Consider the following 13527-nt stretch of genomic DNA (forward strand, 5'->3'; position numbering starts at 1 on the left):
TTTCCATGCCCCTATCCGTTACCCGACCAAGTTCAGCCAGGGCGCGGGCCCGGTTTTTGTCCCTAAGCACCGCCCTGGTTCTGATCTCCGGCTCCGCCTATGCGCAGGACACCGGCGAAGCGGCCTTCGAGGCCTATGTGGCAGGTTTGAAGAACCTCGGCCTCGAGGTTGAAAACGGCGCGGTGGAGTATGACGCGGGCAGCGATACGCTGACGATCAGCGACAGCACGCTATCCTTCGGCGGCAAGATCGAGGATCTCCCGGCCAAGGAAACCGACGTGACCGGCAACGACGGGGAGACCAAGGTCGAGCCTTCGAAGCTTCGCGACCTGACCTATTCCATGTCTCTTTCCGCCGGCGCCATCACCATCACCGGCCTCAAGCATGACAATGGCAAGTTCACGGCCGCCAGCTGGAGTTATTCCGACGATACGGAGTTTGATGTCGCCGGCGCTGTGGAAGGGGATGGCCGACTGAAGATGGAAGGCCGGCTGACCGGCACCCTGGCGACGAATTACAGCTTCACCATGCCGGAAATCCCACCCGAGGATCCGGAACATCCCGTCAGCCGCTGGCTGCCCTTCGCCACGACGTCGCTGCTGATGTCCTTTGCCGAAATCAAGGTGGACAGCACGGGCGCAACCATGGAAGCCTATGCGGAGGCGGACGGTCAGGAGACCCTGGTGCTGTCCGGCACGCTGCAGATGGACGGCTATCGGATGGCGAACGCCGTGGACGGGCTGATCGGGGAATATACGATCGACAGCGTCTCCCAGACCCTGCGAACGCTTGATGTGAAGTCGGGCCAGATGCTCGGCCAGACGACCCGGCAGGGCAAGACCGTCTACACCGACGTCAATGCGGCCGCGATACTCAACCTGTTCGATCCGGACGTTGCGGAAACCGGCGAGGAAGTGACGCTGGTCGGCTCCGGATCCACGATCGACTATGAGACCACGCAGGATATCGCGGAGGGGCTGTCCGTCGCCATGGCCGTCGAGAAAGCCTCGATCGCCGACATCACGGTGATCAAGCGCGACAACAATTTCCTGGAAATGTTCGACAAGCTGTTGAACCAGACGGTGCCCGCACCGGAAGAACTGATCACCAACGTGTTCCAGTTCTATCGCTCCTTCGGCGTGGGCGACGCTCGAATCAGCGGAATTTCTGTCGATATTCCCACCCCCACTCCGGACGGGAACATCGGCCTGACCATCAAGGAAATGGCGTTGACCGGCCTGAGCTCCAACGGAATCGGCGAGATGCTGATTGTCGGTCTCGATGCGCCGGAGCTTCCGCAGGGCGGATCGGTCAAGCTTGATTGGGCTGCCATCGGCGATATCGAGTTTGCCGAGTATTCGCCCATGCGCGAAATGATCAGCACGGTGACGGCCGATCCGACCTATGCCGAGAACCATAGTCTTGAGATCGCCCGGGCCTTCATGCCGCGGTCCTTCGCCTATGAGATCGAGGGCCTGGATGTGAACGTGCCGGAGGTGGGGCGTACCCGGATCGGCAAGACCGAACTCGCCGTTTCGACGACTGTTCCGCCGATACCGACCAGCCTCTACACCAGGAGCGACGGCATAGAGGTTCCGGTGAGCAGCGTCGAGGACGCGGAAATCAAAGCCCTGCTGGATGCGCTCGGTCTTGAAACGGTCGTCTGGTCGGACGAGACCAGGCTCTACTGGGACGAGGCAACCCTTGAGCTGCGCCTGGATCGTCTGATGGTGAAAATCGAGGGGCTTGGCATGGCCGAGGCCTCCGCTCGCTTCGCCAACATCCCGAAGGCTCTGTTCGAAGATCCCGAGGGCCAGGCTCAGATGGCGGCGATCGCCGCCCAGTTCGTCGAAGCATCTCTCACCTACAAGGACAGCGGCCTGACATCCAAGGGCCTCGCCCACGTGGCCGAGCAACAGGGCATTCAGGAAAACCTGTTCCGCGAAGCCCTGGTCGCCCAGGCCGCCGAAGCGACGGCACCGATCCGCAACCCGGCCTTCACGCAGATGGTGAGCGAAGCGGCGTCGAAATTCCTGGCGGACCCGAAGGAGTTCAGAGTGACCCTGAAACCGGCCAATCCGGTGCCAGTGGCCCAGATCCTGGGCAGCATGGCCGCCCCGCAAACGCTTCCGGATCTTCTCAACGTGAGGATCGAGGCGAACTGAGGACGGCTGTTTTCAGCAGAACAAGCAAAGGGTGGCCTTGGGCCGCCCTTTGTGTTTCGGCCGTCGCAACACAGCTTCCGCAGTCGCCAAGTTGCCCAGTCTCACGCCGCGTGAATTTCGGCAATCTCCCCTCTCCCCCTTGCGGGGGAGATGTCGGCAAAGCCGACAGAGGGGAGAAGCGGTGCCCAAATTCGGAGACGCCTTGTTTGCCGAGAGGCTGATACCCCCTCTGTCTCCTTTGGAGACATCTCCCCAGGGGGAGAAGGAGTGCCAAGCGGCGGGGTTGGACCCTACTGCGCCGCCTCTCTCTGGGCGGACGGCATGATCCGCGCCGCGCAGAACTTGAATTCCGGGATTTTGCCGAACGGATCCAGCTGCGGGTTGGTGAGGAAGTTGGCCGGGGCTTCGAAGAAGCAGAACGGAATGAAGATCATGCCGGTCGAGACATCCCGGTCCGCACGCAGGGTGAGCGTGATGGCACCGCGTCTCGTTTCGACCCTCACCTCCTGGCCGATTTCCAGACCCGCCAGCTTGATGTCGCGCGGGTTCATGGAAACCACGGGTTCCGGTTCGATCGCGTCGAGAACCGCGGCCCTGCGGGTCATGGCGCCGGTGTGCCAGTGTTCCAGCATGCGGCCGGTGGTGAGCACCAGCGGAAAGTCCTCGTCCGGCAACTCGTCCGGCGGGACCAGATCGGTTGTGACGATGCGGGCCCGGCCGTCCGCCGTCGGGAAGGACTGGCCGAACAGGATTTCGTTGCCCGGCTCGTCGGGGCCATCAGCGGGATAGGTAACCGTTCCCTCGCGCTCCAGGCGCTCCCACGAGATGTTGTTCAGCGAGGGCATGTGCGAGCGCATTTCCTCGTAGATCGCCGGAACGCCGTCATAGGACCAGTCCAGCCCCAGCCGGTTGGCAATTTCGATCATCAGTTCCCAGTCAGCCCTGGCTTCGCCCGGCATGGGCACGCAGGGACGGCCGATCTGGACCTGACGGTTGGTATTGGTGTAGGTGCCGAGCTTTTCCGCGTGCGCGGATGCCGGCAGGATGACATCCGCGTGCCATGCGGTTTCGGTCAGGAAGATATCCTGAACGACCAGATGCTTCAGGCTTGCCAGCGCCTTGCGCGCATGGGCCTGATCCGGGTCGGACATGGCCGGGTTTTCGCCCTGGATATACATGGCCTCGATGCCGCCGGCCAGGATGTCGTTCATGATCTCGACGACCGTGAGGCCGCGCACGGGATCCAGCGTCCGGCCCCAGGCGTCCTCGTATTCGGCGCGGATATCAGGACTTTCGACGGACCGGTAGTCCGGGAAGACCATCGGGATGAGACCGGCGTCGGAAGCTCCTTGCACGTTGTTCTGGCCGCGCAGGGGATGGAGACCCGTTCCCGGGCGGCCGATATGGCCGGTCACCAGCGCCAGGGCGATCAGGCAGCGGACATTGTCCGTGCCGTGGACATGCTGCGAAACGCCCATGCCCCAGAAGATGATCGATTTTGCGCTGGTCGCGTAAAGGCGGGCGACTTCGCGCAGGGTTCCGGCGTCGATCCCGCAAACCGGCGCCATGGCCTCCGGCGTGAAATCGCGGATCTTCTCCTTGAGCGCCTCGAAGCCGTCGACATGGGCGGCGATATACTGGCTGTCGTAGAGCCCTTCGGTGATGATCACGTTGAGGATGGCATTGAGCATGGCGACGTCGGTGCCCGGTTTGAACTTCAAACCGTGTTCCGCATAGCGCATCAGGTCCTGGCCGCGCGGGTCCATGACGATCAGCTTGGTGCCCTTCTTGGCCGCCTGTTTAAAATAGGTCGCGGCCACCGGGTGGTTTTGTGCCGGACGGGCACCGATAACGATCATGCAGTCCGCATCGCCCGCCGCACTGAATGGTGCCGTCACCGCACCGGAACCGATGCCTTCCATGAGCGCCGCCACGGAGGAGGCGTGGCAGAGCCGCGTGCAGTGATCGACATTGTTGCTCCGGAATCCCTGGCGGATCAGCTTCTGGAAGAGATAGGCCTCCTCGTTGGACCCTTTCGCCGAGCCGAAACCGGCGACACCCGCACCGCCCTTGGCCTCGCAGGCCGCCTTCAGCCCGCTCGCGGCCCTGTCCAGCGCCTCGTCCCAGGTCGCTTCCCGGAAGTAGTCGAGATAATTGCCAAGGTCCATGGAGATATCGCCGCGCTTGGGCGCATCGTCCCGGCGGATCAGCGGTCTGGTCAGGCGCTGGGGGCTGGAGACATAGTCGAAGCCGAAGCGGCCCTTGACGCAGAGACGGTTTTCGTTGGCAGGGCCGTCGCGGCCGTCGACCTTGACGATCCTGCCGTCCTTCACGGAAACCGAGGTCAGACAGCCGACACCGCAGAACGGGCAGACGCTGTCGATCGTCTCCTCGGCAAAGACTTCCCGCGTCCGGCCGGCCTCATCCATGAGGCTCTTTTCCATCAACGCGCCGGTCGGGCAGGCGGAAACGCATTCGCCGCAGGCAACGCAGGTGGAAACTCCCATCGGATCGGCAATGTCGAACACCGGGATCGTGTGCGAACCGCGGCCGGCCATGCCGATCACGTCATTGACCTGCACTTCCCGGCAGGCGCGCTCACACAGGTTACAGGCGATGCAGGCGTCCAGATTGACCGCCATTGCCGGATGGGAAATGTCCGGTGCGGTTCTTTCACCGGGCGCAAAACGGCTCGTGGTCACGCCAAGCGCATCGGACCATTTCCAGAAATCGCTGTCCGGATCCGGATGGGCGTCCCGGCTCGGCTGATCGGCGGCCAGCAGTTCGAACACCATTTCGCGGGCCTTGGCGGCCCGCTCGCTCGCCGTCTTCACCACGAGGCCTTCGGAGGGTTTGCGGATGCAGGAGGCCGCAAGTGTGCGTTCGCCTTCAATGTCGACCATGCAGGCACGGCAATTGCCGTCCGCGCGGTAGCCGGGGGCATCCTTGTGGCAGAGATGGGGAATGGCGACGCCTTCGCGCTTTGCCACCTGCCAGATGGTCTCGCCTTCCCGGGCGGTTACGGTTTTGCCGTCGAGGGAGAAACTGATCTCGCTCATTTGCCAAACTCCTCCGGGAAAAATTTCAGGACCGATGCGACCGGATTGCTTGCCGCCTGGCCGAGCCCGCAAATCGATGCGGTCCGCATGACGCCATCAAGGTCGGCGATCTTCGCCGCATCCCAGTCGCCGCGTGCCAGAAGATGCTCCATCTTCTCCGTGCCGGACCGGCAAGGCGTGCACTGGCCGCAGCTCTCATGCTTGAAGAAGCGCATCAGGTTGAGTGCGACATCGCGAATGTCATCCTTGTCCGAGAAAACGACAATAGCGTGGCTGCCGATAAAACAGCCGTGCTTGTCGAGCGTGCCGAAATCGAGCGGCTCGTCCGCAAGGGCGGCCGGCAGGATGCCGCCGGAGGCTCCGCCCGGCAGATAGCCCTTGAAGCTGTGTCCCTCTTCCATGCCGCCGCAGAACTCGTTCAGAAGCTCATTCATGGTGATCCCGGCCGGAGCCAGTTTCACCCCCGGTTCCCTTACCCTGCCGGATACGGAGAAGGAACGAAACCCCTTGTGGCCGCGCCGCCCCTTGGCGGCGAACCACTCCGGCCCCTTTTCGACGATGTCGCGGATCCAGAACAGGGTCTCGACATTGTGGTTCAGTGTCGGCCGTCCGAAGAGGCCGACCTGGGCGATAAAGGGCGGACGGTGGCGCGGCAGGCCGCGTTTGCCCTCGATCGATTCGATCATCGCGCTTTCTTCGCCGCAGATATAGGCGCCGGCGCCCCGGCGCAGCTCGATGTCGATCGTGGTGATAATGCCGGCCGCGCGCAGCGCTTCGATTTCCGTTTTCAGGATTTCCAGAACCGCCGGATATTCATCGCGCATATAGAGATAGATGCGAACGGCGGAGATCGCATGGGCGGCGACAAGCGCGCCCTCCAGAAGCCGGTGCGGGTCGCGCTCCAGATGATAGCGGTCCTTGAACGTCCCCGGTTCGCCTTCGTCGCCGTTGATGGTCAGGTATTTCGGTCCCGGCAGATCGTTGACGATCTTCCACTTGGTACCGGTAGGAAAGCCCGCACCGCCAAGGCCGCGCAGACCGGCTTCCAGGGCCTTGTCCGCAATGGCCGCGGCATCCAGTTCTCCGGAGCGCACACGCTCCAGCACCTGGTAACCGCCGCCGTTCCGATAGGCGTCCAGCCCCGTGTAGTCCGGAATGACGGCAGCCCCGACGCCTTCGAAGAGCGCGGAGCGGACCGTCACTTCGCTTGCATTGTCGATCGCATGCTTGCCGACCTGAACGGCGGGCGCGCCGTCACAGCGGCCGATGCAGGGGACTTTCTGAATGCGCACTTTCGACGGATCGACCCCGCTTTGCAGAGCGGCTGCCAGGGCGTCGGCGCCTTTCAGGGAACAGGCGATGCTGTCGCACACGCGCACGGTCACGGGCGCCGGCCCTGCCTCGCCTTCGCGCACGACGTCAAAATGATGGTAGAAGCTGGCGACTTCATAGACTTCGGCCTGCGACAGGCGCATCTCGTGGGCGAGCGCCCGCAAGTGCCGGGCCTCCAGGCATCCGAACGCGTCCTGAATCTTGTGCAGATGTTCGATCAGCAAATCGCGGCGCCGCGGTTCATCGCCCAAGAGCCCCTGGACTTCGCCCAGGGCCGCATCTTCCAATTGACGCCCTTTTGGCTGGGACGGCTTTCGTGAAAGCCCCTTGCCGAAAGTCATTGGCGTTCCTCCCAAATAGTCCGATACGCGTTACCGTAGTCAGGCAACGCGCACCAGCGTATGTCAATTCGTGCTTTCGTATCGGAAAAGCATCATTGTGTTTCGCCGATGTTATTGGCGCCGTTCGGCCGTGTCTGGTTGAAAAACGACAGCGGATCTTCAAATGCTGACGCTTTGACCGCGCCACATGAGACCACATGCCGAATGCGACCGACGAGGACTATGCCGTCAGGTGCGAAAAAGCCGCAACGACGCGCTCGTAGACCGGCCGCTTGAACAGGAACGATCAGGTCCGGAAGCCGGGCCGCATCCTCCCAGCGCCAGTCGCAGAATTCGACCGAGTGGCCGTGAGGCGGGTTCAGGACATTTATCTCTTCATCCGGACCGTCGAACCGGTAGGCGATCCAACGCTGTGCCTGGCCGCGGTACCTGCCTTTCCGCGTCGTGCGGACAACATCCTCCGGGTAATCGTAGGCGAACCACTCGGGCGCCTCTTCCAGAAGCGTCACCGACCTGATGGAGGTTTCCTCGTAAAGCTCTCGCCGGGCGGCGTGTTCCGGCGTTTCGCCGGCATCGATGCCGCCTTGCGGCATTTGCCAGGCATATTCGTAAGTCGAGACCCCCGCGCCATCATCCCGGCAGCCGATCCAGACCCGGCCCTCCATGTTGATCAGCATGACGCCGACGCACGGGCGGTATGCGAGCCCCTCGTCTGGCTCCGGAAAATCCGGTCCGAGTTCAAGCTTGGTCACGCACACACCTGTTTTAAATTCAACGATTATCTGTCGATGGTCGCGCTGATCGGCACCAATTGCAGCCCGCGGTCTTCCAGGTCTTGTACCCATTTTTCCAGCTGACGTACAGTGACCGGAAGGGCTGAACCGGAAGCGACGGCAACCCCGCGCGCCCGGGCAATACTCTCAAGCTGCAACAGCTTTGCGTCAATATTGTCCGCCCGGGGCGTTTCGTCCAGCACCACATCCACGCCGCTGAAGGGCGTGCGGATTTCGCCGGCGACTTCCGCGGCGATGCTGCGCGAGGAGCTGCCGTTGTCGACGAACATCAGCCCCCGTTCCTTGAGCTTTTCCAACAGGAACTGCACGGAGGGTTTTGTCGCGGTGAAGCGTGCTCCGGTCTCGTTGATCGTGCCGACATAGTTGGTGGCGCGGGTCAGCAGGAAAGCCAGCCGGTTCACCATTTCGTCGGGCCGGAGGCTGACCAGAAGCGTGTGCGGCCCCGGGTCGTTGTCCGGGAAATCATAGGGCTCCAGAGGCAGCTGCAAGAGAAGCTCGTGGCCCTTGGTGCGCGCCTGCCGCATCCAGTCGTCCAGTTCCTCCCCGTAGGGAGCCAGTGCGAAGGTCACATCGGCCGGCAGGTTGGAGATGGCGTTCTGGGTTCCGGCCGAACTCAGGCCAAGGCCGCTGACGATGACGGCCACCTTGGGAATGGATGTGAACTCGCGCAGGATCGGCCGGGAATAGGCGTCGAGCGGCCGGACACCGGCATCGCTTATCTTCGGCAGGAAGCCGAGATCCGCGCGTTCGCTCACCCGCGGGTCGGGATTGACGGAAAGGCTGGTCACGGGCGCATCCGGTCCCAGGCCGTCCGGGCGCATCACCATGTGATATCGGGGGCCGAGCAGATCTTCGCTCGTTTGGGGGCGCAGGCTGGGGCCGAGATCGCCGCCAAGGCCGGGCCGGATTTCCACAACCTCGATGTCCTGGGACGTCACGCCTTCGACCACTGCTTCCAGCGGCAGCAGCGCAACGGGTTCGCCGCCATGGGGATCATCGACGACGGCCACCCAGACGAGCGTCGTGGTCGCGATCACGCTTAAGATACCGGCACCGATAAGGCCGAACGGCAGCTTGACCAGCCGCCGCTTTCCCATTCCCAGAGGAGCTGTGAGATCGTTGCTCGACATACGTCCTGAGCCCTTTAGACCGGTGAGCGACCGGCACATTCGCAGTTGTTGGGATACGCAGAACGAAAGCGGAAAATGTGCGCTGGCGGACCAGCGCACATTGTCAGTGTCAGTTTTTGGCGGCCGTGTCCGGCACCGGCGGGAAGGCGCTGTTCACCTGAGTGCCGCGGAGCAGGTCCAGGGCCAGGTTCAACTGGGCGTCGTCCTTGGGATCCGGCAGCACGTAGGCCTGGCTGCCGGAGCCTTCTTCCTCGCCGTCAGCTTCAAGGTGACCGCGCAGGCCGGCCTCACCCTTGGTTTCGGCGCGGCCGACCAGATCCTCGGGCAGCGTCTGCAGGGACTCGATATCCGGCAGGATACCCTTTGCCTGAATGGACGTGCCGGACGGCGTGTAGTAGCGGGCGGTCGTCAGCCGGATTGCCCCATTGGCGCCGAGCGGAATGATCGTCTGCACCGAACCCTTGCCGAAGGACCGCGTGCCGAGAACGGTCGCGCGGCGATGATCCTGCAGGGCGCCGGCAACGATTTCCGAAGCGGAAGCGGAGCCGCCGTTCACAAGCACGATGACCGGCTTGCCTGCCGTCAGGTCGCCTGCACGGGCATTGTAACGCTGGGTTTCATCCGCCTCGCGGCCACGGGTCGAAACGATCTCCCCGCGATCGAGGAACGCATCGGAAACCGCAATCGCCTGGTCGAGAAGACCACCGGGATTGTTCCGCAGATCGATCACGAAGCCTTTCAGCTTGTCCGCGCCGATATTCGCGGTCATCTCCTCGATGCCTTCCTGAAGGCCGTCGAAGGTCTGTTCGTTGAACTGGGTCAGCCGGATGTAGCCGACATCGTCCTCTTCCCGCCAGCGCACCGCACGGATGCGGATCACGTCGCGGGTGATGGTGACATCGAACGGATCGACCGTGCCTTCCCGGCGGATGGTGACCACGATATCGGTATTGACCGGGCCGCGCATCTTTTCGACGGCCTCGTTCAGGGTGAGACCCTGGACCTGTTCGCCATCGATGGCGGTGATGTAGTCACCCGCACGGATACCGGCCTTGGCCGCCGGCGTGTCGTCGATCGGAGTGACGACCTTTACCAGGCCTTCCTCCATGGTGACTTCGATCCCGAGGCCGCCGAATTCTCCGCGGGTCTGCACCTGCATGTCGCGGAAACTCTTCGGCGACATATAGCTTGAATGCGGGTCCAGCGACGTCAGCATGCCGTTGATGGCACTTTCGATGAGCTGGGCATCGTCGGGGACTTCAACATAGTCGGAGCGGACCCGTTCGAAAACGTCACCGAACAGATTGAGCTGCCGGTATGTATCCGTCGCCGCCGCGTTGGCTGCCACGGAGACGTTGATCGGCACCTGTGACATTGTCGTGACTACTGCAGCCCCCATCAGGGCGCCGACCAGTAGCAAGGAAGCTTTCCGTATCATCCGCGAGCCTTTTCTTCTTCGGTGCGTACCCACCACGGAGTGGGATCGATCGCACTGCCGTCTTTCCGAAATTCAACATATAGTATCGGCTGGGTCGAACCCAGGCCGAAGGTCGAAGCGCTCGCCCATTGGGTTGCGCCCATGACACCAACCGGTTCCCCGGTAAGAACGAATTGCCCCAACTCTACATCTATCCTGTCCATTCCGGCCAGAAGTACATGGTAGCCATCACCGGTATTCAGGATCAAGAGCTGTCCGAACGAACGGAACGGCCCCGAGTAGACCACCCAGCCGTCCGCCGGAGAGGCTACATTAGACCCCGGCCGTGTGGCGATAGATTGTCCTTCGGTCACGCCGCCGAAATCGTCTTCCTCACCGAAATCCTTCAGCAAGGTTCCCGCGACCGGCAGCGGCAGTTGGCCCTTGGCTTCCTGGAATGGTATCACCGGAGCCAGCCTGCCGGGGTCGGAAAACGGATCAAACCTGCGCGAGGCGTTCCGTTTCGCGTCCAGCGCCGCCTGCCGGGACTTTTCCGCCGCCTCGCGGGCACTCTCGATCTCCGCTTCCAGGGTGGAGATCAGCTCCTGGAGAGACCCTGCCTGCTCCGCCAGTTGGGCCGACCGCTGCTTTTCCTCTTCGAGCACCTTCACCGACTTCTGATGTTCCTGCCTTTTGGCGCTCAACAGAAGCTCAAGTCGCGACTTTTCCTCAGCCAATCGCATCGCATCGCCGCGCAGGCGGTTTTTTTCCGCCGCAATCACGGTTTTCAGCCGGGCCAGCTCCTCCAGATCGGCCGCCAGAGCTTCGGTCTCGACCTTCAGCTCGGGCATCACCGCGTTTAGGAGAATCGCGCTGCGGACCGCGGAGAGCGCATCGCTCGGGCGTACGGCCAGAGCCGGCGGCGGACGTTTGCCTATTCTCTGCAGGGCCGCCAGCACTTCGGCCAGTATGTCGCGGCGCGCAAGCAGCGACAGGCGCACGGCATCTTCATTCTCGCCAAGGCTTCTCAGCCGCCGCTCGGTGTTATTCAGCTCGGTTTCAAGCCCCTTGATCGTGTCGGACGTGCCGATGATCTTCGCGTTCAGCGTTTCACGGTCCCGGTCCAGCGCCCGTATCTCGCGGGCGATCGCCGCCTGGCGGTCCGTGGAAACCTCGATGTCCCGGGAAAGCGCAGCGAGTTCCGACTCGCGCTGCTTCTTTCGCTCCAGCGCCGCGTCCACCTCAGGCGAGACGGCGGCCTGTTGCCGGGCGATTTCATCCACGCTTTCGCTGGCCGGGGCCGGCACCGGCAGCACAAGCAGGCCAGCAACAAGGCAGCTCAAGAGCGAAACCGTCCGCTTCTCAAGTCCAGAACCCACAGGTGTGATGCGGTCCGCTAGCAACCTGCCCAAGCTCCCAGATCAACCCGGTTTCACGTGAGATCACGTGAAAGCAGCAAAGTCGATCGCCTCAAAAATGTCGGAGCGCGCGCATATCAACGCGGAATGCTCCAAGGGTTGTCCTGTCTGCGATACACAGTCTGTGTTAAGGAACCGTTTACCCTGATGACCGGTTGATTAACTTCCGGCTCCTGCGCGTGATCGCCTGACCCCGTGTTTTCTTCTGTACCGTCCGTTACGCGCCGAATGCGGCGAGATACGGGCAAACTCGTGTTTTTCACCCGAATGAACATTAAAGATCGTCCATCCGCGGCGCGGCGTGCCGGTAAACCAGGTCGCGCGGGTCGTTGCGCGGCGCGGCGGCATCCAGCGTTGCGCCGAGCCGTTCGGCGAGTTTTCGCGAGCGCAGGTTGTCCGGATCCACGTAGCTGACCAGCGTCGGCAGACGCCGTTCCCTGAAGCCCCAGTCACGAAACGCCTTTGCCGCTTCAAAGGCAATGCCTTTTCCTTGCGCTTGTGGATAAAGGAACCAGCCGATTTCATGTTCGGGAAAGAGCGGCCCGTAATTGATGCCGACCTGGCCGAGACACTGCCCGCCGCCGCGCTCCTCGATCATCAGCGCGCCGTGGTTGAAAAGCCTCCAGAGCGCCAGGTCGTGGCAGAACATCCCCCACGCCTTTTCCACAGAAACAGGCCCGCCCATGAACCTTGCATGCCCGGATTGCATGACATTGGCGTAGTCGGGCCAATCCTCAAACGTCATCGGGCGCAGGACCAGGCGCTCCGTTTCCAGGGTTGGAATCACCGGATGTCCTTCCTCTTCATTCCGCCTCCGCCTCTTCAGGCGCGATGGTAGGGATGGCCGGACTGGATCGTCAGGGCACGGTAGATCTGCTCGGCCAGCAGGATCCGGGCGATCTGATGCGGCCAGGTCATCGCGCCGAGGGCCAGCTTCAGGTCGGCCCGCTCCAGAACGTTGCGGCCATGACCATCAGCGCCGCCGATGGCAAAAACCACTTCGGGCACCCCCTCGTTCTTCCAGCCTTCAAGCTTCCGGCTGAAGGCCTCGCTGGTCAGGTTGCTGCCGTTCTCGTCGAGAACCACGAGGCGGGCTCCGGCCTGGAGCGCATGAAGCAGGGTCTTCGCCTCTTCGTCCTTCCGGTCCTGTGCCCTCTGGGCGCGGCTTTCCGGCACTTCATTGACCGCGACCGCGGTAATGCCGAGGCCACGGCCGGTCTTGCGGGCCCTGTCCAGATAACGGTCGAAAAGGTCTTTGTCCGCACCGGCCTTGATCCGGCCAATGCAGGATAGCGTAAAGCGCATGAAGTCTCCGCCGGATCCCGATCCGGTGAGTTACCCTACAGCCGGCGGACCGCAATCAGGTCCCCTCAGCCGTCTCAGCCGATATAGTGCGGTGTTTCGTCCGTTTCGGGCGCCCACATCTTTTCAAGATTGTAGAAGCCGCGCACTTCCGGACGGAAAATGTGAACGATCACATCGCCCGCATCGATCAGCACCCAGTCGCAGAGGCTCAGACCCTCAACCGTTGCCTTGACGGCACCGGCCGATTTCAGATCCTTGAGCAAATGATCCGCGATCGCACCCACATGGCGGTGCGAGCGGCCGGAGACGATCACCATGTGATCGGCCAGCGAACTTTTGCCTGAGATGTCGAGAGTAACAAGGTCCTCAGCTTTGGAATCTTCGAGACTGGTGAGAACCGTATCGAGAAGGTCAGCCGCAAGATCAGCGCTTACGGAAGCCTGCAGGGGAGTGGACATGTTTGTCCGCCCACTTTCAAAGGTCATGGTCAGGTGTAGTGCCTTTCGCCGTTTGTACCGGCCTGCGCCAACATAATAACGAACGGAAACGTTCGACTTCGTACGTCA

The 13527-nt window shown here is 62.5% G+C and carries 10 protein-coding genes; 1 reads left to right on the forward strand and 9 read right to left on the reverse strand.

Translation table 11 applies throughout. From position 1 onward, the window contains the following. Window positions 1–56: 56 nt before the first annotated feature. The gene (locus tag ON753_RS18130; RefSeq protein WP_265964143.1) at window positions 57–2165 is read left to right on the forward strand and encodes a hypothetical protein; all 2109 of its coding nucleotides are present in this window, start codon (window positions 57–59) and stop codon (window positions 2163–2165) included. 290 nt (window positions 2166–2455) lie between these two features. Here ON753_RS18130 and fdhF read toward each other — a convergent pair whose 3' ends face one another. The 9 genes from fdhF to rsfS form a co-directional block, all read right to left on the reverse strand. Beyond that, window positions 2456–5224, reverse strand: coding sequence for a formate dehydrogenase subunit alpha (fdhF, locus tag ON753_RS18135; RefSeq protein WP_265964145.1), 2769 nt, complete (start codon window positions 5222–5224; stop codon window positions 2456–2458). Further along, window positions 5221–6897 (reverse strand): NAD(P)H-dependent oxidoreductase subunit E, encoded by a 1677-nt coding sequence (locus ON753_RS18140; protein ID WP_265964146.1) that lies wholly within the window; start codon window positions 6895–6897, stop codon window positions 5221–5223. Before ON753_RS18140 ends, fdhF begins: the two co-directional genes overlap by 4 nt. A 92-nt stretch (window positions 6898–6989) precedes the next feature. After that, on the reverse strand, window positions 6990–7649 hold the full coding sequence (locus ON753_RS18145; RefSeq protein WP_323054751.1) for an RNA pyrophosphohydrolase: 660 nt from the start codon (window positions 7647–7649) through the stop codon (window positions 6990–6992). Window positions 7650–7675: 26 nt separating this feature from the next. Beyond that, entirely contained in the window at window positions 7676–8821 is a 1146-nt protein-coding gene (locus tag ON753_RS18150; RefSeq protein WP_265964148.1) for a divergent polysaccharide deacetylase family protein, read from the reverse strand. A 109-nt stretch (window positions 8822–8930) separates the two neighbouring features. Continuing rightward, window positions 8931–10259, reverse strand: coding sequence for a S41 family peptidase (locus ON753_RS18155; protein ID WP_265964150.1), 1329 nt, complete (start codon window positions 10257–10259; stop codon window positions 8931–8933). Further along, the gene (locus tag ON753_RS18160; protein WP_265964152.1) at window positions 10256–11581 is read right to left on the reverse strand and encodes a murein hydrolase activator EnvC family protein; all 1326 of its coding nucleotides are present in this window, start codon (window positions 11579–11581) and stop codon (window positions 10256–10258) included. The genes ON753_RS18155 and ON753_RS18160 overlap by 4 nt, the downstream gene beginning before the upstream one ends. Before the next feature lie 349 nt (window positions 11582–11930). Further along, window positions 11931–12443, reverse strand: a complete 513-nt coding sequence (locus ON753_RS18165) for a GNAT family N-acetyltransferase (protein WP_265964154.1) — start codon at window positions 12441–12443, stop codon at window positions 11931–11933. A 35-nt stretch (window positions 12444–12478) separates the two neighbouring features. Beyond that, window positions 12479–12961, reverse strand: coding sequence for a 23S rRNA (pseudouridine(1915)-N(3))-methyltransferase RlmH (rlmH, locus tag ON753_RS18170; protein ID WP_265964156.1), 483 nt, complete (start codon window positions 12959–12961; stop codon window positions 12479–12481). Between the two features lie 74 nt (window positions 12962–13035). Beyond that, the gene (gene rsfS, locus ON753_RS18175) at window positions 13036–13419 is read right to left on the reverse strand and encodes a ribosome silencing factor (protein WP_265964158.1); all 384 of its coding nucleotides are present in this window, start codon (window positions 13417–13419) and stop codon (window positions 13036–13038) included. Window positions 13420–13527: the final 108 nt, after the last annotated feature.

This window comes from Roseibium salinum (assembly GCF_026240905.1).
In the GTDB taxonomy this organism is placed as follows: domain Bacteria; phylum Pseudomonadota; class Alphaproteobacteria; order Rhizobiales; family Stappiaceae; genus Roseibium; species Roseibium salinum.

Coding starts and splice junctions, on each gene's coding strand:
- fdhF (WP_265964145.1), bottom strand. CDS start 5,224: ATGAGCGAGATCAGTTTCTCCCTCGACGGCAAAACCGTAACCGCCCGG.
- ON753_RS18140 (WP_265964146.1), bottom strand. CDS start 6,897: ATGACTTTCGGCAAGGGGCTTTCACGAAAGCCGTCCCAGCCAAAAGGG.
- ON753_RS18150 (WP_265964148.1), bottom strand. CDS start 8,821: ATGTCGAGCAACGATCTCACAGCTCCTCTGGGAATGGGAAAGCGGCGG.
- ON753_RS18155 (WP_265964150.1), bottom strand. CDS start 10,259: ATGATACGGAAAGCTTCCTTGCTACTGGTCGGCGCCCTGATGGGGGCT.
- rlmH (WP_265964156.1), bottom strand. CDS start 12,961: ATGCGCTTTACGCTATCCTGCATTGGCCGGATCAAGGCCGGTGCGGAC.
- rsfS (WP_265964158.1), bottom strand. CDS start 13,419: ATGTCCACTCCCCTGCAGGCTTCCGTAAGCGCTGATCTTGCGGCTGAC.